Origin of the sequence: Sulfobacillus thermosulfidooxidans DSM 9293 (genome assembly GCF_900176145.1) — a bacterium.
Classification (GTDB): domain Bacteria; phylum Bacillota; class Sulfobacillia; order Sulfobacillales; family Sulfobacillaceae; genus Sulfobacillus; species Sulfobacillus thermosulfidooxidans.
On the sequence record NZ_FWWY01000001.1, the window covers coordinates 318952 to 337255 of the forward strand.

22 protein-coding genes and 2 pseudogenes are annotated in these 18304 nt (G+C 48.5%); 10 read left to right on the top strand and 14 right to left on the bottom strand.

Going from position 1 to position 18304, the window contains the following annotated elements:
- Positions 1 to 54 precede the first annotated feature (54 nt).
- A complete protein-coding gene (locus B8987_RS01760) occupies positions 55 to 348 on the top strand; it encodes an SHOCT domain-containing protein (RefSeq protein WP_176213137.1) in 294 nt (97 codons plus the stop codon).
- 406 nt (positions 349 to 754) lie between these two features.
- On the opposite strand, the gene B8987_RS01765 is transcribed toward B8987_RS01760, so the two are convergent.
- Both B8987_RS01765 and B8987_RS01770 read right to left on the bottom strand, forming a co-directional pair.
- The gene (locus B8987_RS01765; RefSeq protein WP_020376220.1) at positions 755 to 1318 is read right to left on the bottom strand and encodes a histidine phosphatase family protein; all 564 of its coding nucleotides are present in this window, start codon (positions 1316 to 1318) and stop codon (positions 755 to 757) included.
- 155 nt (positions 1319 to 1473) lie between these two features.
- A complete protein-coding gene (locus B8987_RS01770; RefSeq protein WP_020376221.1) occupies positions 1474 to 1833 on the bottom strand; it encodes a nuclear transport factor 2 family protein in 360 nt (119 codons plus the stop codon).
- Positions 1834 to 2125: 292 nt separating this feature from the next.
- Here B8987_RS01770 and B8987_RS01775 point away from each other — a divergent pair, with 292 nt between their 5' ends.
- Both B8987_RS01775 and B8987_RS01780 read left to right on the top strand, forming a co-directional pair.
- On the top strand, positions 2126 to 2557 hold the full coding sequence (locus B8987_RS01775) for a hypothetical protein (protein WP_020376222.1): 432 nt from the start codon (positions 2126 to 2128) through the stop codon (positions 2555 to 2557).
- 12 nt (positions 2558 to 2569) lie between these two features.
- Positions 2570 to 2779, top strand: a pseudogene (locus tag B8987_RS01780) (thioredoxin family protein); the annotation flags it as partial.
- Positions 2780 to 2829: 50 nt separating this feature from the next.
- Here B8987_RS01780 and B8987_RS19915 read toward each other — a convergent pair.
- Positions 2830 to 3018 (bottom strand): annotated as a pseudogene (locus tag B8987_RS19915) (glutaredoxin family protein); the annotation flags it as partial.
- A 181-nt stretch (positions 3019 to 3199) separates the two neighbouring features.
- Here B8987_RS19915 and B8987_RS01790 point away from each other — a divergent pair.
- Positions 3200 to 4234, top strand: a complete 1035-nt coding sequence (locus B8987_RS01790; RefSeq protein ID WP_139793454.1) for a hypothetical protein — start codon at positions 3200 to 3202, stop codon at positions 4232 to 4234.
- A 102-nt stretch (positions 4235 to 4336) separates the two neighbouring features.
- Here B8987_RS01790 and B8987_RS01795 read toward each other — a convergent pair whose 3' ends face one another.
- Positions 4337 to 5947 (bottom strand): APC family permease, encoded by a 1611-nt coding sequence (locus B8987_RS01795; RefSeq protein ID WP_242940609.1) that lies wholly within the window; start codon positions 5945 to 5947, stop codon positions 4337 to 4339.
- A gap of 354 nt (positions 5948 to 6301) precedes the next feature.
- Between B8987_RS01795 and B8987_RS01800 the strand changes: the two genes are divergently transcribed.
- From B8987_RS01800 to B8987_RS01820, 5 genes are all read left to right on the top strand, one after another.
- Positions 6302 to 7135, top strand: coding sequence for a DODA-type extradiol aromatic ring-opening family dioxygenase (locus B8987_RS01800; RefSeq protein WP_020376227.1), 834 nt, complete (start codon positions 6302 to 6304; stop codon positions 7133 to 7135).
- Between the two features lie 101 nt (positions 7136 to 7236).
- Positions 7237 to 7845, top strand: coding sequence for a bifunctional nicotinamidase/pyrazinamidase (gene pncA, locus B8987_RS01805; RefSeq protein WP_020376228.1), 609 nt, complete (start codon positions 7237 to 7239; stop codon positions 7843 to 7845).
- Entirely contained in the window at positions 7838 to 8410 is a 573-nt protein-coding gene (locus tag B8987_RS01810; protein WP_020376229.1) for a cysteine hydrolase family protein, read from the top strand. Before pncA ends, B8987_RS01810 begins: the two co-directional genes overlap by 8 nt.
- Positions 8411 to 8414: 4 nt before the next feature.
- On the top strand, positions 8415 to 9746 hold the full coding sequence (locus B8987_RS01815; protein WP_020376230.1) for a sensor histidine kinase: 1332 nt from the start codon (positions 8415 to 8417) through the stop codon (positions 9744 to 9746).
- A 27-nt stretch (positions 9747 to 9773) separates the two neighbouring features.
- Positions 9774 to 10505: a LytR/AlgR family response regulator transcription factor gene (locus B8987_RS01820; protein ID WP_020376231.1), complete on the top strand. Its 732-nt coding sequence runs from the start codon at positions 9774 to 9776 to the stop codon at positions 10503 to 10505.
- Here B8987_RS01820 and B8987_RS01825 read toward each other — a convergent pair.
- A complete protein-coding gene (locus B8987_RS01825) occupies positions 10498 to 10935 on the bottom strand; it encodes a molybdenum cofactor biosynthesis protein MoaE (RefSeq protein WP_020376232.1) in 438 nt (145 codons plus the stop codon). The two genes, B8987_RS01820 and B8987_RS01825, sit on opposite strands and share 8 nt — an antisense overlap.
- 32 nt (positions 10936 to 10967) lie before the next feature.
- Positions 10968 to 11213 carry a MoaD/ThiS family protein gene (locus B8987_RS01830; RefSeq protein WP_020376233.1) on the bottom strand — a complete coding sequence of 82 codons (246 nt, stop codon included), beginning with the start codon at positions 11211 to 11213 and terminating at the stop codon, positions 10968 to 10970.
- Positions 11214 to 11267: 54 nt separating this feature from the next.
- On the opposite strand from B8987_RS01830, the gene B8987_RS01835 reads away from it, so the two are divergent.
- Positions 11268 to 12092 (top strand): L,D-transpeptidase, encoded by an 825-nt coding sequence (locus B8987_RS01835; protein ID WP_020376234.1) that lies wholly within the window; start codon positions 11268 to 11270, stop codon positions 12090 to 12092.
- Here B8987_RS01835 and B8987_RS01840 read toward each other — a convergent pair.
- From B8987_RS01840 to B8987_RS01870, 8 genes are all read right to left on the bottom strand, one after another.
- A complete protein-coding gene (locus tag B8987_RS01840; protein ID WP_020376235.1) occupies positions 12034 to 12858 on the bottom strand; it encodes a prolipoprotein diacylglyceryl transferase in 825 nt (274 codons plus the stop codon). The two genes, B8987_RS01835 and B8987_RS01840, sit on opposite strands and share 59 nt — an antisense overlap.
- A 32-nt stretch (positions 12859 to 12890) precedes the next feature.
- Entirely contained in the window at positions 12891 to 14159 is a 1269-nt protein-coding gene (gene hemL / locus B8987_RS01845; RefSeq protein WP_020376236.1) for a glutamate-1-semialdehyde 2,1-aminomutase, read from the bottom strand.
- 18 nt (positions 14160 to 14177) lie between these two features.
- The gene (ychF, locus tag B8987_RS01850; RefSeq protein ID WP_020376237.1) at positions 14178 to 15245 is read right to left on the bottom strand and encodes a redox-regulated ATPase YchF; all 1068 of its coding nucleotides are present in this window, start codon (positions 15243 to 15245) and stop codon (positions 14178 to 14180) included.
- Positions 15246 to 15354: 109 nt separating this feature from the next.
- Positions 15355 to 15513, bottom strand: coding sequence for a hypothetical protein (locus B8987_RS19565; protein ID WP_020376238.1), 159 nt, complete (start codon positions 15511 to 15513; stop codon positions 15355 to 15357).
- 111 nt (positions 15514 to 15624) lie between these two features.
- On the bottom strand, positions 15625 to 16077 hold the full coding sequence (locus B8987_RS01855) for an OsmC family protein (protein WP_242823894.1): 453 nt from the start codon (positions 16075 to 16077) through the stop codon (positions 15625 to 15627).
- A gap of 8 nt (positions 16078 to 16085) precedes the next feature.
- Complete coding sequence (locus B8987_RS01860; RefSeq protein ID WP_020376240.1) at positions 16086 to 16799, bottom strand: PD-(D/E)XK nuclease family protein; 714 nt, start codon at positions 16797 to 16799, stop codon at positions 16086 to 16088.
- 24 nt (positions 16800 to 16823) lie between these two features.
- Positions 16824 to 17531, bottom strand: coding sequence for a metal-dependent hydrolase (locus tag B8987_RS01865; protein ID WP_020376241.1), 708 nt, complete (start codon positions 17529 to 17531; stop codon positions 16824 to 16826).
- Between the two features lie 109 nt (positions 17532 to 17640).
- On the bottom strand, positions 17641 to 18303 hold the full coding sequence (locus B8987_RS01870) for an HAD family hydrolase (RefSeq protein WP_020376242.1): 663 nt from the start codon (positions 18301 to 18303) through the stop codon (positions 17641 to 17643).
- Between the last annotated feature and the right edge of the window lies 1 nt (position 18304).

An 18304-nucleotide genomic window follows, 5' to 3' on the forward strand; every position in this document is an offset into this window, starting at 1 on the left:
GAGTAGACATTAAGATATAAGAAAATGAGGTGTCTTGCCAAGGGGGTGGGTTTCATGCCATTGGTCCCACAACCGCCATCGGAAATTCCCACGGCGATTTTTAATATCTTTATGCTCATGCTCTTGTGGCGCTTTACCGTTCGTCTCTTACGCGGACCCAAGCGGCGCCGGCGACACTGGATGACCCAACGCGTCTCTCACAGTCCCTTTATCGAAAGTGCCACGCGTCCACAAACCCCGTTAGAAATTGCTCAGGATCGTTATGCCCGGGGTGAAATTGACGATAAAGAATTCGAGCAAATTGTCGAACATCTTTTAAAGTCACGGTCTTCATCTCAAGATTGGTAATTCCTAACAAACGGAAACAGAGGGGCATTTTTTGGGTCCAAAAGACCCAGAAACCGCTCATCAAGACATGGCATGGCATGGCCGTGGCCGTCATTAAGATAAGACAAAAAACTTGTTGATGCTGATTATTGGCACCTCCGGCCATGCCGTATCTAAGTCTTTTTATCTCGACCTCTCAATACCCATTCCCTGGCTTTTTAAGCACTCCATTAATTTTCCACAATCCCATCCGCCCCGTCATCTTCCTGGCCGTCAGACCCTATGACAAGACACAGACCATCATGAGCATTGACTAACTAAGGAATCATGTGACAGTCGGTCTTATCCAGCAGAAGAATGACATCCACTGGGACACAGCGGTAGCTAAATTCCCTCATCCACCCCGTTCTCAACGACTTTACTCACACTATTTTGAGAACTCAGTGATTTCTCGCGATAAGAAACCGCGTTCTACCCGCCACTGGTCAACATCGATCACAGATAGTCCAGGCAGGGGAACGCTTAACCATTCTAAAAGGGTAATTTTTCGACCCAGAATATGACTATATAGAAGAGCCAAAATCCGCGCATGTGAAATAATGGCAATGCTTTGGCCGTGGTGCCGATGAGCCAGATCATGAATGCACTGGACAATGCGATCTGTTGCAGCTTTTCGATTTTCGCCCAGGTAAAAGGGACTGTCCTCTCCCACCACTCGTGGTCCCGAGGACAAGGAAACCAAAGGGCAGACATCGCGTAAGTCGTCTAGTGGCTGCAATGGAATATCCGTGATGCGAGAAATAATCGTCCCCGTTTCCTGCGCTTTGCGTTCTGGACTCTGATATAACTTCACCACACCCGTCCAGTCCTCTTGACGCGCCAGCTCTTCCGTCTTGGCCCTGCCGAGATCGGATAATGGCCACAATTCCGGAGCGAGCGCGGGATCTTTTTCGACACTCCCGTGGCGAATCACAAACAGCTTTGTGCTCACAAAGGGCCCTCCTTATCTGTGACCATCTCCCATGTATTACGCGTGGTGTGTTATTCTACCTGCCACTTCCCAAAATTCTCACGGGCACTTTTGGTGTCCTTCTTAAGACCATCGTCACCTAGCTGATTCTCTTGGCCCATCTAGCCGTATGAGATTCATACCTGAATGCCATCGAAATATGTATGCCGCTCGACAATTTTTCCGTCGTGAATCACGAAAATATCCGCAAATTCTGTCTCAATCACCCGCCCGTCTTTTAACACTCCTTGAAACGATCCTTGAACACACACATGATCCCCATCCACCAAAATATGCGTTAATGTATGGGCCCCCGATTCGATGATGCGGGTTCCTTTATAGAACTCCATAAATTGCTCTTTGCCTGCCAGCACGGGATATCCCGGTCGTTTATAAATAATCTGGTCGTCAAAGAGAGAAAATAATGTCGGGAGATCGTTTTGGTCGACACTGTGATAATAACGCTCAACCAACACACGATAGTCTTGGACTGACATAATGGATCCTCCTTGTGATTCATGGTTCCATGTTGCAGCATTGCAAAATGAGGCAGTTACAACTATTCTTTACTTTAGCAAATTTCGTCCACAATGTCTTGAGCTTGCGGATCCGTTGTCAAGACCTTGACAACAATTGGCAACATGTTAAGGTGGGTGTATCGGGATTCTGCGAATGATGCAGACTTGATTTTTTGAGGGGATCATCCCGCACTTAATAGTTACCGTTTCCCGATATTGCTTTTCGGTTAGCGGGCCGTATCCCACCTGAGTAAAGGAGGTGACATAATCTATGGCATATTTGGATGATAAGATTCGTGGCCAAGTCAGCCAATTTTTTCAAGACCTTAAGGATTCAGTAACCATCCAGATTTATCCTGGTCCGAACGGTGAATTGTCTCAAGTTTTCATCGATCTCGCCAATGAAGTTGCTGACCTTTCTGATCTTGTCATGGTGACCCAAACCACGGAAGCGCCAGCCTTAGAACCTGGCCATCCGGGTGACGAAGCCATTTCAGGCCCCATTGCCAATTTGCTGGACAACAATGGGAATCCCACCGGAATCCGCTTTGTGGGCATTCCGAGCGGACACGAATTTGGCGCATTTCTGGAAGACATTAAAGCCGTCTCAACCCACCAGGTTGCACTCAGCGACAAAGCTAAGGAAGCACTGGCCCAAATTAAAGAACCTGTGCATATCCAAGTGTTTACGACCCCTACGTGACCATACTGTCCCCGGGCTGTACGCCTGGCACATGATATGGCACTACAATCCCCGCATATTATTGCGGATATGGTCGACGCGAGTGAATTTCCGGATCTCGCCGGGAAGTACAACGTGTATGGCGTACCCAAGTCTGTCGTCAATGGAAAATTGGACGTGACGGGTGCCGTGCCCGAAAACCAGTTGCTAAAAATTGTTCTGGATTCCGTGGGACAATCCTAACGCAACGCACGCGTCAAAAAGAGCAAGGCACCTAGGTGCCTTGCTCTTTTTTATTCCCGAACCCCTAAGGTTCGGGCTAATTTCGGTCGGTTAAAGCCTACAATAACGGTTCCATTGACAATGATCACCGGCACGCCGGTTTGTCCGGATTTGCGTTGCAGTTCCTGAGCCGCTTGGGGACTTTTCGAGACATCAATTTCTTTAAAGGGTACCTTGCGCTCTTGAAGAAACCGCTTTGCATTCCGGCAATGGACTCACGTCGGTGTGGTATAAATCACAACCGCCACTGTGCCACCCCCATTACGCTTACATCGGGCCCATTATACCCTTAGAGGTATGGCTGCAGCAAGAACACCCTCTGACCAATGCACACTTTCGCTGCCACCTGTATACCGTAATTAAGACCAATCGGAGGTGACAGTGATGAAATCCTGGATGATGCCCTTGTTGGCCGAGGCTTATACGGCATACGGCAGGCATACCTTTTATCGCCAGTGGGTTCGCTCGATCTCTCAGGCCCTGGTCTTGGAAGGCGATGAACCTATTGTCTCGGCCATTTTACACGGGCTCGTCAAGCATTTATCGTCTCATAATTTGTGGACCTTTTCTGTGGCCCACAACCCGCACCTGGTTTCTGGCGTGATCCTGTCACCGGAAAATGTCGCCATTCTGGGCCCGTCGTGGCTTCCTTATCTTCCTCTTGGCCAAAGTGCAAGATGGTATGAATCTGTGACGATTTCTCCCACCCGTCCTATCACGCCTCAAATTCCACCGGGTGTCTTTCGCCACCTTTTCATTGCCAAAGAATATCTCCATGACCTACAAAGTCTATGGGATAAGCAGAGACGGTTCCATGATGAACTGCAGGATATCCAGCGCCGGCTTATTGCCCAACTTCCTATGCATAATCAAGAAGATAAGATATTGGCATCGCACGCCTTTTTGTCTACCTTAACTCCATTAGGCCCGTTTTTCCTTCACCAACACGTGGCGCCATGCCATATCCGGCGGACATTCATCATGAGTCCTCTTGGCGCTGATGTTTCACCCTTGTTAAAGCGCGTCGGTCTTTACGCCGCTTCCCATCATCACCGTGTCTTGTTCGTTCATTGCGGGCTCGATCCCTCTTCGATTGATCATGTCTATTTTCCGGATTTATCATGGATCATAAGCCATAATATCGCCCCTCATCATATTCCAGCGCGTGGCACGGATGAGGTCATTACGCTAACAGCTCCCTTTATACATGGGCCGAAAGATTGTGCCCAAATAGAAAACATTTATTACCTCTTTGCCCAAGCCTATCACCAGGCATGGGAAGAGATCTCGCAAATGCCGGTCACTTCAACAGTGCAGGACAACACGGCTGATATTGCCTCGTGGATTGAGACAATTTTATCGCATCCCGTCCTGCAATCGGTGGTTAAAAACCGCCAAATGACAGGAAAGCCGTAGACGCAGTTGAAAGCTTTGACGTATAGGGCAACGGACCTAAAAAAACACCACCCGCTGAGAAGAAAAAGCGGGTGGTGCAAGGCGTCAATCAACTCGTGATACTTACAGGGCTCCTGCCTCGCGGGTTTCATCCAAGGCCTCAAGAACTTCTTCAACATCCTTGGTCTTGTAACCGCTCGCCACACCCCAGTAGTAGAACAACAGAGAACCAATAGCAATGACTACAAGGTCCAACGGATAGTGAATCGCACCCTTACCATGGTTGGCTGGAGCTCCAAACACCGATGAGCCGTAGTACGACATGGCTAGCATGAAGAGCAAGTACACAATTAGCCAAATCCCTGCCTTAAGTGATTGGGCTGTCGGCCTTTGAATCTGGTTTGGGGCTACCAGAGTCGCAATCGCATACAGAATCAAGCCAACCAACATGGCGATTAAGAGCGGGAGATTCACTGCCCATCCGGTCCAGTAAATAATGAAAGATCCTCCAATAAAGGCTAGCGGAGCGATAATGTTCATTCCCCCTAATTTAACGGGGCGCTTAGCGTTCGGGGCCACCCGGCGGAAAACAGCCGCTGAAATCGGTCCAATGATAGAGGTAAGAACAGTCGCGGACGACACAAATCCGACCAGTTTCTGCCAAGCCGGGAACGGTGCTAAGAAAATCAATCCCATGATAAAGGCCGTGATTAACGCCACCGATGGAACACCGGTTTTCGGGTCAACCTTGGACAAGGCTTTGGGGAAATACCGGTTATTCGCCAAAGCGTAAAGAACTCGTGAGGTCGATGCCAGATAAATGTTTCCTGTTCCAGCGGGAGACAAAATCGCATCCGCATAAAGCAAGGTGGCGAACCATCCCATGCCAAGTGTAACGGCCAATTGCGCAAATGGTGCCGAGTAACTAAGCGCAGACCATCCTTTAGCAAGTTGGGAACTGGGCACGCCGCCAATGAAGACGAGTTGGAGAAGGACATACAAAAGTATACCAATAATCAAAGAATACACCACTGCACGGGGAACATCCCGCTGAGGGTGTTTCGCTTCACCCGCCAAATCCACCGCTTGCCGAAATCCTAAGAACGAAAACACAATACCTGCCGTCGAAACCATTTTCATCATACCGGACGAGTGGTATGGCGCAAATCCATGGACGGTTAGGTTGCTCCAGTGCATCCCAATGAATAAAAAGAGCAGAACCGTTGCGGATGGCATGATGAACTTGATTAAAGTCACCGGCGTGTTCACTTTAGCAAAGCTTTTGACCCCGTAATAGTTGATAATAAAGAACAGAGCCATTAACGCTGCTGCAACCAGCAAACCCAGCGCTGAGATATTGCCATTGGCCGCCTTAAAAGCCGGAATATAGCTTTGCGCATAGGTCACGACACCTTCCGCTTCAACAGCCGGCACGGACGCGTACGCTAAAAATGCTGCCCATCCCATGATAAAACTGGTCAAGTGTCCATGGGAGTAATGGGGATAACGCGCGATACCGCCTGATTCGGGAATGAGTCCCCCTAATTCGGCATAAACCAGACCGATGAGCATGACAACCACTCCACCGATAACCCAGCTAAAAATAGCAGAGGGACCGGCGCCTTGAGCAGCTGCCTGGCTGGCCAATAACCAACCGGATCCGATAATGGCTCCAAGCGAGGCCATTGTTAAGTCTAGAAGTGATAATTCCTTTTTGAGCCCCTTGTTAATCAATGGTCTTCCTCCTAACAGTAGTGTCAGCACAATTGTGATTGGGAAATTGAGGTGGAGCCAATTGGCAATAGACAGAATACCAACTGTGAATAATTTATTTCGACAAAACTCTCAGATTTCCTGCTTAATCTGAAATTTTATTTTCATGCTATCTACCGTATTTTTTTCCTGAATTTCATGGTATATGTTTTGGTTAATGTTTTTTCCAAGATCGTCTCGCACAAAATCGAAAGAGCGAACAATAATAAAGGGCTAATGAGGAATCGACTAGAGCATACGTCGAAACTTATTCTGTTTGATAGCCTAATGGCCAAATTTTTAAATGAGAATGCAAAACCAGGAGGAAAAATGACAATGTCTTTAACGGCAGTCGCATTGATGTCGCACGGCACGGAGGCATTAATGCATTTTCTCGATCCTCACTACTCGGTGATTTTTCACGATACGTGTTCTCACCAAATTGACGTCTCTAATAAGATCTCTGAAAAAAAGCCTGAGACGCTTGTTGTCATCACCCCACATGGTGTCCGCGCTGAAGGAATGATCACCATATCTTATGCTGAGTGGGTAGAAGGACATCTGGATATCTATCCATCACAGCCCTTGCATGACACGTATGCGATTAACCGTCCGTTAGCAGAACATCTTATTCAGTCTTTAGGACCCATTTTGACCGCTGCCATCAGTTATGGAGCATCAGCGGGTGAGTTCAACCGGCTTCCTCTGGATTGGGGCGCTCATGTGCCCTTACGTTTTATCCAAGCTTTTTTACCCTCTTCTCCCTCAGTTGTTATTTTGACCCCATCCCGCAGCCTTTCCCTAGCGGATCTGTTTTCCTATGGTCAACACCTGGCTTCCTTGCTTCGGCATTGGCCTTCACCCGTAGCACTTATTGCATCAGGCGATCTCTCCCACACCCATGATCCCTCGGGCCCTTATGGATTTGATGCCGAAGCCGCTTCCTTTGATCACGACTTTGTGACGATGCTCAAAACCTGTCAAGCCCGCTGGTTGTTATCCTTACCTGCCGATCATATTGACCGCGTGAAAGTTGACGCATTATGGCAAGTGGCCATAATGCTAGGCGTGTTGTCCCGGGTCAACCATGGACCTTGGCACATCAGTGGATATTCCTGTCCGACATATTTTGGCATGGTGAGCAGCTTTGTGGATGTGTATGAGACGTAAACATGATAAAGTGATGGCGAGAATTTTTTAGCGGGATTTTACCCGTCATCGGAGATTGCTTCGGTAAACGACCGACCTTTGGCAGGAGGAGGCTATAAAGCATGGAGGATTTATCCCAATCCGCTTTGATTGTCGTAGATTTTCAAAATGACTTTTGCCCAGGAGGTGCCTTAGCAGTACCAGAGGGCGATCTCATTTATCCAGTCGTCCAAGACCTCATTGATCGCTTTGAAGAGGCCGGGCGCCCTATTATCTTCACGCGCGATTTCCACCCTCAAAACCACATTTCTTTTGTGTCTCAAGGAGGGCCTTGGCCAGCGCACTGTGTTCAAAATAGCCTCGGATTTGAATTCTATCCTCGCCTGCGCATTCCACAAAACGCCGTCCATTTTTATAAAGGATATCTAGATAATGTTGATGCCTACAGTGGGTTTGAGGGACGGCTAGTGGAAGCAGGACGGATTACAGAGACAACATTGGAATCGTGGCTCAAAGCGCACAATGTAAAAACCGTCTTTATCGTCGGATTAGCGACAGATTATTGTGTTCGAGCCACGACGCTTGATGCACTGCACGCAGAGTTTCAAACAATCGTCGTCAGCAATGGAATCAAAGGGGTTAATGTCCAGCCAGACGACAGTGATAAGGCGATCCACGACATGCAGGGAGAAGGCGCTGTGTTCTTGGAATGGCCGGTTAAAAATGGCTGAAAAACCAGCCATTTTGGCCATAGATTTTCAAGAGGCCATCGCCCGGCCTTCATCGCCAAAGGATCCCCGTCACAAGGTATTGGCTGCTAGTCAAGCTGTGATTCGGCAAGCGCGCCTGGCGTCTGTTCCCGTTATTTTTACCCAAACCCTCAGGCGATCCGATCACAAAGGAGCCATCACCGCAAAAACTGACCGGGACAAGCGCCAGCCTCCATCATCGACACCCAAAGATTTGGGCGAGATTCTCCCCGAATTGGGTCCATTGCCGCAAGATATCGTCATTCCCAAATACCAGTGGAGCCCGTTTTATGCAACCCCTTTGGAAATGTTTTTAAGCCGCTTACACATTACCACAATTTTATTAATGGGGATTGCAACCAACCTGGCAGTAGAAAGTACGGCCCGCGATGCTTATGATAGAAATTATCACTGTATTGCTATTGCTGATGCCATGATGGGAACGACGCCAGAAGAACATCGGTTTAGTTTAACCTATGTTTTTCCCCGCATTAGCCAGGTCATGACATCGACCGCGGCTATTGCCTGGCTTGTCGCGAAGCATTAAGGGGGTGAACACCATAAAATCGCGTTGTTTAGCCATCTTATCTGTGCCATCTGTTGCCATTATTCTATTGGCCCGCTCAGGCACATGGGCATGGTGGCAATGGCTTGTGGCACTGATTGGCATTGGTGTACCTTGGAGCTTATTTTTCATGAAATCACGAGCCAAACCCTCTGTTCTCTTGCAAGATGCCTCAGCGGCTACCCTTGATGCGGCGGAAACCACATTTCAAATCGGCCATGCCGCGCTTCCCCATTTGCGGCAAGGTTTAAATCGGGAAACAGCTCAGCACATTGCGAATATTATCCAACGCACAGTTGGAGTGGAAGCTGTGGCTATTACGGACACCCATATTGTGCTAGGATGGGCCGGAAAGAAATGCCCGCAGCATGATCCCGGAACCTCTTTATCCACGACTACAAAAGAGGTCATGCGGGATAAAGTGCAACGCATACTGAAAACCGAAGAACTACAAGGAGCCTATGATGAATGCCAACTTGGCGTTGTTGTCATTACCCCGTTAATTTCCCATAATCAGGCTGTCGGTTCTGTGAAATTGTATGTTGCAGAACAAAGTATGTTGCCCAATCGAGTCGGACGTCTTGCCGAGGGAATCGCCCAGTTGCTCTCCATTTTATTGGAAGTGGCGGAAGTGGACCGGCAGCGCTCATTGGCCGCTGCAGCCCGATTAGAAGCGCTTCAGGCTCAAATTCGCCCCCATTTTCTGTTTAATGTGCTCAACACTATCATTTCCTTTTCGCGGACGGATCCCGACAAAGCCCGCGATCTGCTCATTCAACTGGCCTCATTCTTTCGCCGGTCACTATCGCATAAAGGATCCACCGTCTTATTGAAAGATGAAATTGATTATGTGCAAACTTATCTCAACTTGGAAAAGGCTCGGTATGGGGACAAATTGCGATATCGTCTACGCATACAGCCTGAGTCATTGCAACGTTCGGTTCCCGTACTCATTATCCAACCCTTAGTGGAAAATGCTGTCATTCACGGCATTGCCGAGAAAGAAGGGTCAGGGATGGTGAGTGTTAGCATTCGCAATCATGGCAGCGATACCATTATTTATATCTCGGATAATGGGCGGGGCATCGCTAAGTCTAAGCAACGCGAAATCTTCCAGATGGGACAGGGACAAGGCATGGGACTTGGCTTATCCAATGTCTCAGAAAGATTGGTGGGGCTTTATGGCAGCAAGTATCGTTTGCGATTACGGTCGTCGGAAAACAAGGGCACGACCGTCCGTCTCGTAATTCCGGCCACAGGTCCCAGACAAGACGCCGCACAATCCCAAGTGGTCTATACGGCCTTTAGTCAATCTTAATATCTGCAAACGAGGTGGAGGACCATCATGCTCAAAGCGCTAATCGTTGAAGACGAATATCCTGCCCGCCAAGAGCTTCGTTATTTGTTAGAACCCTATCATGAAGTCATCGAAATCATTGGGGAAGCCCAAACTGCTCGGGAAGCCATATCTCTCATCAACGCATTGGATTATGATGTCGTGTTTTTGGATATCCAGATGCCTGGAATGTCCGGTATGGAAATTGCCCGTTTGTTAAAAGAACAACACCCTCACTTGAAAATTGTGTTTGTGTCTGCCCACGAACACTATGCCGTCGATGCGTTTGCCATTCAAGTCGTAGACTATTTATTAAAACCGGTTTCCAATGAACGCATTGCCGAAACCATCAGGCGTCTGACCCAAAATGATGCATCAGAGCCTCCAAAACCCGTCGTCGAGCCCTTGACGTGGGTTCCTTGTGAATCCGGAGGGCATACGATTCCGGTTAATGTTCATGACATTATCTTTATTATGGCGGAGCATGAAATTATCTATATTTATACGTATCACGAAAGATATCCGACCCGTTTTACCTTACAAGAACTGCAAGAACGTTTACCTCAGGAAACCTTCTTACGGACTCACCGCAGTTTTATTGCCAATATGCATCAAGTCAAAGAAATCATGCCGTATTTTAACGGCACCTATCTTCTGAAAATGAAAGATAAGCACGGGAGCGAAGTGGTCGTTAGTCGATCCAACGTCAAAAAGGTTAAAGAATTATTTAACATTACCTAGGTTCTTGGGTTCCTTCGGGCTCGTCATGCCACTGGCTGGACCCATCTGCCCAGTGTTCCTTTTTCCAAATTGGCACCTGCTGTTTCACCCGGTCAATACCCGCCTTGGCTGCCGCAAAAGCTTGTTCGCGGTGGGGCGCGGAAACAGCGACTAAAACACTCGCCGCCCCCACCGGTAATTCCCCGATGCGGTGGATAATGACCACGTGACGAATGTCAAATTCCTCTTTAAGGGCTTCTCCAATCTTTCGAATCTGGGACTGAGCCATTGGTGGATAAACATCATAATATAGGCCAAGCGAAGGCCGTCCTTCAAACTCATTGCGGACCGTGCCGAGAAATATCGCTTGGGCCCCTGTAGATGGGTCATCAATCATGGATAATGCTTCAGCCAGATTGATGGGATCTTCTGTGATGAGATAGTAGTCCACCACTATGCCTCCTCATTGTCATATATGTCTATTTAACCGCCAGAAACGGGCGGCACAACAGCTAATTCATCTCCTGGCTTTAGTGCATAATGCGGGTCAACCCACTCTTCATTCACACTGAATAGCCAGGATTCCAGGGGTTCTTTTAATGACGGATATAAATATTGCTGAAAGAACTCTTTGACCGAGAGCTCTTTAGGCAATTCATACGTTTTCTCCCGGGTATTCATACGATCGGCCGCAAATGAAAAGAATAACACCGTAATCTCGGAGGGCACCCTATCTTCACTCCTTTCATGGTCCACCCTAGTCGAGGAGGCGACGTAGCCAACGTGCTGTGGCACAATTATTTCAAACCGGTTCTCTTTGTTGCCGTCATATGTGTGTGGGCATTAACCTGGGGCTTCATGGAGTACGGTTTTGGCATTCCCGTCCAAGCTTTAAGCCACCAATCCATCAGATTTTTGCCCCATCCAAAACGCGTCGGCATTCTCTATCCCTTGTTGATCAAAACCCACGGGGCCATTAGCGTCTCGTCCTTATATCATGATATCACGCTTGAACCCCGGGAAAACTTTGTGATTACCCCGCAAGGTCCCCATGAATTTGCCTTGCATCCCACGCGCTTTTGGCCAGATTCCACCACAATTGACTGTGTGATCCATGATCAGCAAGGCACCGAGCAAACGGTGCTGCACACAGATGATGGAAAAGTCCTCCGAGTCGACTTAACCACACAAACGATGGAGGCATATGAAGATGAAACCTTAGTGCGTGTTATGCCCGTATCTACGGGCACGAGCCCCCGCTGGACAACCCCTACCGGCACGTTCTACATTTTTCGCCGGGTCCTTGATGATCATATGCAAGGAGGAGAGCCAGGCACCAAAGATTACTGGGATGTCCATCATGTTCCTTATGCCCAGTATATTTACCGGGGCATCGCCATTCACGGCGCATGGTGGAATAATCACTTTGGCATTCCCCGCAGTCATGGTTGCATCCAACTCTCCACCCGCATCCATAATCCTCATCCTCAACACATCATTGACAATGCCAAATGGGTCTGGGATTTTGCTGATCTAGGCACTCCCGTCATTATTTTTGGCCAGACGCCTCAGAACTCATCGACACCACTGTCTTACCCGGAGGAATAAGCCGGGTTGCCGATTTACGCCATGTTCGCCGCATCATGAGACCGGTGAAAATCAAAATGGGAGGCGTAAAAAGCTGCATCAAGGTGGTGAATCCAATGCCCCAATAGGGGTTAATGTAATGGATGAGATACAAGGGATTGTCCCGTGTTGTTTCGCCGATAAACCCGCGCAAGATCGCATAATAGAACATCGCCGACCAGAACTGGTAACCTGGCGGTGGAGTCCGGTAGCGCTCCAGCCAAAAATAGCGGAGAATTAAAAATACCCCGATAAAAGACCCCCAGAGCTGTTCTGGCCAACGTCCAAACCCTAATTCGGTCATCCGTCCTAGCACTTCGTGGTTAAAAATATTACCGATACGAACCATAAAGATACCAAGACCAATGCCCGGAACCGTCCAGTCTACAAGATAATTAAAGACCAAAGGTTTTTTACGCAACTGGTACCATAAAGCAAAAACCCCTAAACCCACAGCTCCGTCATAGGCAAGTCCGCCGTCCCAGATCCGCAAAATCTGCACCGGATCCGTCCAAATCCACTGCGGTTCATTGGCCAAGACAAATACGAGCCTGGCCCCAATGACTCCCCAGAGAACCGTCCATAATGTGACATTAGAGAGATAATCGGGATCTTCTCCTAATTGTTTTCCCCGTTCGATCAGATAATAAGATCCTCCCAATATTGCCAGCACCATGAAGATTCCATACCAATGCACGCCAATGGGACCGATTTTAAAGGCAAACGGATGCAGTTTTGCAATATACATAGATTCCCTCTCTTTATATCATCTTATAGCTGTTATAGCTGCTGAAAGACGCGGTCCGCAGCCTCAAGCGTCGCCTGTATCGTTGCCTCCGTGTGCGCCCATGAAGGAAACGCCGTTTCAAAAGGCGATGGAGGAAAGAATACCCCTTGTTCTAGCATACCATGGAAAAATTTTCGGTACCGGGCATGATCACTGTGAGAGACTTCATCAAAATTTCTGGGAGGCATATCCGAAAAGAACAATGTAAACATCCCGCCTATTGTATTGGCACTCACGGCAATGCCGTGGGCCCGCCCCCGTGCCACCAATTCTTCAGCCAGTGTCCGGGTTTTTTGTTCTAATTGGGAATAAAAGTCGGGTTGATGGATCTCGTGTAGTTGGGCCAATCCTGCCGCCATCGCAACCGGATTACCGGATAAAGTGCCGGCTTGGTACACGGGGCCAAGCGGGGCCACTTCTTGCATATAAGACTTTTTGCCGCCATAAGCGCCTACGGGCATGCCAGCGCCAATCACTTTAGCTAAACACACCAGGTCAGGTTCCAGACCAAAAAGGCGAGAGGCTCCACCCCACGCGACCCGAAAACCTGTCATCACCTCATCAACGATCCACAACGCCCCGTATTGACGCGTTAACTGTCTGACCGTGTCTAAAAATCCTGGCTGAGGCAAAACCGTTCCCATATTGCCCGCCACCGGTTCCATAATCACCGCGGCAATTTGGTCTCCAACTGCGTTGAAAACCGTCCTGAGCGCATCTACGTCGTTGTAGGGAACGGTTAAGGTGAGCTCAGCTAGGGCTTTAGGAACGCCGAGAGAATCCGGCACGCCCATGGTGGCTGCCCCGGATCCCGCTTTGACCAGAAGAGAATCCCCGTGCCCATGATAAGACCCGGCAAATTTGAGAATGCGGTCCCGTCCCGTGACGCCGCGGGCCACCCGAATCGCTGCCATCGTCGCTTCTGTACCGGAATTGACCATCCGAACCATTTCTAGCCCCGGCACAGCTTGGACCAACGTTTCGGCCATCTCCACCTCCAAATCCGTTGGAGCCCCATAGCTTAAACCTTGGGTCGCCTGCTCGCTGACAGCGGCGACCACTTTGGGATGGGCATGACCCAAAATCAGAGGTCCATAACTCATGACAAAATCAATGTACTGGCGTCCTTGATCGTCAAATAAATACGGGCCTTGTCCCCGTTTAACAAAAAACGGCTCTCCTCCCACCCCTTTAAAAGACCGCACAGGGGAATTTACTCCACCGGGTAACACATTCTGGGCTCTTTGCCAATAACTCTCCACTGTCGTTCCTCTTTTCGTTTAAACGTTAAACCGGAAGTTTACAATGTCTCCATCTTTCATGATATAGTCTTTTCCTTCTAGTCGCACCAGTCCCAGTTCTTTGGCACGCACCATGCTCCCTGCTTGATCTAAATCGTGGAACGCCACCACTTCGGCCCGAATAAACCCGCGCTCAATGTCCGAGTGAATTTTGCCTGCCGCCTCTTTCGCCGCAGTTCCCTCATGGATGGTCCATGCCCGGACTTCATCTTCTCCAGCTGTTAAAAACGAAATCAATCCGAGTTTATGGTAAATGGCTTGGGCAACACGTGCTAATCCAGATTCTTCTATGCCCAAATCTTGCATAAAAATTTGCCGGTCTTCGGGTTCGAGTTCTTCCATCTCCTGTTCCATGGCCGCCGCCATTAAAACAACCGGAATCCCTTTATCACGAGCCAAGGCTTCAATGGCCTCTTTATCAGGATATTGGCCCGAGGAAAACGCGTGATCATCGAGATTAATCACCCATATGGCAGGTTTCAGGGTCAGAAATTGGTAGCCCCGAATCAGACGCAAATCCTCTTCTGGTAAATCCATTTGATGCAGCCGGCGGTCATTCTCTAAGGCATCAATCAGGCGTTCAATCAACGCTAATTCTTGCTTCAGCTCTGCCGTAATTTTCTTGCCGCTATTAATCCGGGTTCGACGCTTCTCCAAAAGATCTAAATCGGATAAACCTAATTCCAATTCCATTTCTTGAATATCCTCAAGCAAATGAGGTTCCCCAAGCAAATCGGAATGATATCCACGCACTACGTGCACGAGAGCATCGACCATCCGCACATCATTAAGAAAACGGTTAGGTCCCCCATTATCAGCGCGGCTTAATCCGGGCACGTCCACCACGGTAATCGTAGCCGGCGTCTTTTTACGCGGATGATACAATTCTTCTAAGCGGTCCAAACGCGGATCAGGAATAGGCGCAAGCCCCCGGCGCGATTCGGTTTTTCCGGCTCCAAAGTTATTGGTATCAGCTTTTAAGTTTGTCAATAAGTTAAATACTGTGGTCTTGCCAGACAATGGCAATCCAATCAGCCCAACATCCACTACTGGTCCCCCATTTCTTTCCCGATTATACAAAAAGGGACTGCACAAAGAAACCTCACGTCTAATTTGGCGTGAGGTTTCTCTTCATGATGTCACAAAATCCTATGGACTATTCGGCGATATCCCCTTGGGTCTTCTCGTCATTTTGTCGTTTTTTGACGTGGTCCGCCGGGCTTAAATCGATCCCTAATTCCCGTGCCACTTCTTGTTGAAATTGTTCTTGGCTCAATGTTTTTAGAGGTTTTTCCTCTTTTTTCTCGTTATCCATCTCAAACATCCTCCCTTAACGCGACTCGCCGAACTCTGCCGAAATAATGGCGCAAATCTAGCGTGTCCCATTGATAAGGGATTCATGCTTGCAAACAAAACGAATCAATCTCTAAGAGTGCCCCAGTGTTTCGACCAATTCCCCGTTAATGAAAATCCGGGCTTCGATAACCGCCGATTTCACCAACATCTGTGAGACACTGCAATATTTTTCCTGACTCAAGTGCACAGCCCGTGAGATTTTGTCTTGGGCATCATCCGGGGTAGAAAAGCGGTAATTAAGAAAAATTTTGGTGTAGACTTTCGGATGATCTGAAGCGCGTTCCCCATCAATATCCATGGTAAAGCTGTCCAAATTCACCCGCATTTTTTTGAGAATGGACACCACATCAATGCCCGTACATCCTCCCAGTGCCATGAGCGTTAAGTCCATCGGCCGCACTCCAGAGTTTTTTCCCCCAACCTCTGGTGATGAGTCAATGACCACTGAATGACCTGTCGGTGCCGTAGCCACGAATTGCATATCCCCAGTATATTTCACGTCAACATGTGCCACATTCATCATATCCCTTCTTAATTGGAATTGCCGGCTTTTTCATCCAACGCAATATGAGCTCCCAACAGAAAGAACGAATCGGGGAAGGGCGGATCCGGTTCCCAGTGGGGATGGGATGAGACCGCCTCTCCCCGTTCTTCTTCACTCTTGAAACACCGTTGCCACCGATCACAGTGCAAACAGCGCACACTCACTTCCCTAGATGGCAAGATCCGTTTTTGCTGGTATTCCCGGGCACGCTCAATCCGCTCTGTCATCCACTGTTTCCAACGGGAATCGGGAAAGATCGTCCACAATAACCGTTCATGCGTTTCGCGATTATCGACAATTAACCGGCCTTGATCGTACCCGCCAATATTGACGTACAACGCAAGTTGAGCCCAATGATCAAAAATCGGACCGTCTTGGCATATCGCTCGAAATTTCTCGTCATGCACCGTTTTGTATTCGATGGCAATATGCTGCCCATTTTCTTCAATCACCGCATCAATCCGCCCTGAGATGCCTAATTCCCCATCTTTGATAGGCACCTCAAGACCTATCACATCGCTATGCTGAAGCAACTCTGCTTGAAATGTCTTGTGCCATGAGGCACCCGAGTGCATAGCCGTTAACGTCTCATCGGTTAGCATACGTCCAAAACCGAGCAGGTCCATTACAGCGTAACGGAGGCACCGGCCTGTCAGCGATGGCGCAAATGTTTTGGGTTTCTTGGATTTGGGCGCCGTCATAATCCGGGCCTCCTTTTGATGATGTTACCGGTATTGTTGGCCGGGTTGTAAAACTTCGAGGGTCACTGGCTTGTCGGCCAGTAAATCCTTTAACGCATTAGGACTTCCCTTAAGCGCATCAAAGGTTCCATAATGCATCGGGATTACGACTTTAGGTTCTAACAGCTCAACCGCATAGGCTGCTTCTTTGGGGCTCATGGTGTAGTGTCCGCCAATGGGTAATAACGCCACGTCAGGAGCATACAGGGTTTTAATTAAGGTCATGTCACCAAACACATTGGTATCGCCCGCATGATAAATGCTCAATCCATTTTCCAAGGTCACAACAAAACCCGCCGCTTCGCCGCCATAGATAATCCCCGCGTCGGTACTAATGCCTGAACTGTGGTCGGCATAAACCATGGTGATTTTAATGTCACCAAATTCCAAGGTGCCTCCCTTGTTCATGCCAATCGTATTAGCGACACCTAAAGACGCCAAGTATGTAGCAATTTCAAAATTACTGATGACCGTCGCTCCCGTTTTCTTGGCCAACATTTCTGCACTGCCCATATGGTCAAAATGTCCATGCGTAAGAAGAATATAATCGGCTTTATCCCAGTTATAGAATTCTTGTGGGCACTTGGGATTGCCTTCCAACCACGGATCAAAAACGATATAGCGTCCACCTGGTGACTTGAGCACAAAGGATGCGTGTCCTAACCATGTTAACTCCGCCCCGTCAAGGCTCATAATCATATGTCCCCTTTCTGTCTTATGATTTGTCTCATTAGTAATCAGCAATCACCTTATCAGACTAGGTGTGAGACAACCTAAGTTGTGGGCAATTCCCGAAAGTGGGTTATTGTCCGGAAAAACTCTTCTGCCACAAAGCATAAAGTTCAGACCACGAATAGACAAGAGAATCGGCGCCCGCTTCCTTGAGTTGTTGTGGCGTAAAGGTGTTATAACAAAAGCCAATGGCACGGCACCCGGCTTGTTTGGCTGCCATCATATCATAGGGACTATCGCCAATATACCAAGCCTCTTCAGCGGACACACAAAGTTCGTCAAGTGCCCGTAAGATGGGTTCAGGATGCGGTTTATGATGACGCGTTGAGTCATGATGAATAATCGTCTGAAATATTTCTTCTAAGCCAAATAATCTCAGACCATGTTGCGTCATGTCGAGCCGTTTAGACGTCACGACGGCCAAAGAGAGCGGACTCTGGTGCAATTGTCGCAGTACCTCATTCGCCCCAGGAATCAAGGACACCATCTGGTCATGATGCCTGTGGTTGTGGGTTCGGTATAGACTAACCAAGCGTGTGATGTCTTCTACCGAAAGATGAGGACGCATAATCCGGAATTGATCATCCAAAGATTTTCCAAAATGCACTAACACCTCTTCGCGGGTGACCCGCTCCCCGAGCCCTTGATCAAAGGTGTAGAGAAAACTCTGCACTATCAACTCCGTCGTGTCCAAAATGGTGCCGTCTAAATCAAATAATAAGGCCTGCGTCAAC

Bases quoted from the DNA above. Each gene is read 5' to 3' on its own strand.
- B8987_RS01760 (WP_176213137.1), top strand. From the start codon at position 55: ATGCCATTGGTCCCACAACCGCCATCGGAAATTCCCACGGCGATTTTT.
- B8987_RS01770 (WP_020376221.1), bottom strand. From the start codon at position 1,833: ATGTCAGTCCAAGACTATCGTGTGTTGGTTGAGCGTTATTATCACAGT.
- B8987_RS01775 (WP_020376222.1), top strand. From the start codon at position 2,126: ATGGCATATTTGGATGATAAGATTCGTGGCCAAGTCAGCCAATTTTTT.
- B8987_RS01800 (WP_020376227.1), top strand. From the start codon at position 6,302: ATGTCTTTAACGGCAGTCGCATTGATGTCGCACGGCACGGAGGCATTA.
- pncA (WP_020376228.1), top strand. From the start codon at position 7,237: ATGGAGGATTTATCCCAATCCGCTTTGATTGTCGTAGATTTTCAAAAT.
- B8987_RS01810 (WP_020376229.1), top strand. From the start codon at position 7,838: ATGGCTGAAAAACCAGCCATTTTGGCCATAGATTTTCAAGAGGCCATC.
- B8987_RS01820 (WP_020376231.1), top strand. From the start codon at position 9,774: ATGCTCAAAGCGCTAATCGTTGAAGACGAATATCCTGCCCGCCAAGAG.
- B8987_RS01840 (WP_020376235.1), bottom strand. From the start codon at position 12,858: ATGTATATTGCAAAACTGCATCCGTTTGCCTTTAAAATCGGTCCCATT.
- B8987_RS19565 (WP_020376238.1), bottom strand. From the start codon at position 15,513: ATGGATAACGAGAAAAAAGAGGAAAAACCTCTAAAAACATTGAGCCAA.
- B8987_RS01855 (WP_242823894.1), bottom strand. From the start codon at position 16,077: ATGATGAATGTGGCACATGTTGACGTGAAATATACTGGGGATATGCAA.
- B8987_RS01860 (WP_020376240.1), bottom strand. From the start codon at position 16,799: ATGACGGCGCCCAAATCCAAGAAACCCAAAACATTTGCGCCATCGCTG.
- B8987_RS01865 (WP_020376241.1), bottom strand. From the start codon at position 17,531: ATGAGCCTTGACGGGGCGGAGTTAACATGGTTAGGACACGCATCCTTT.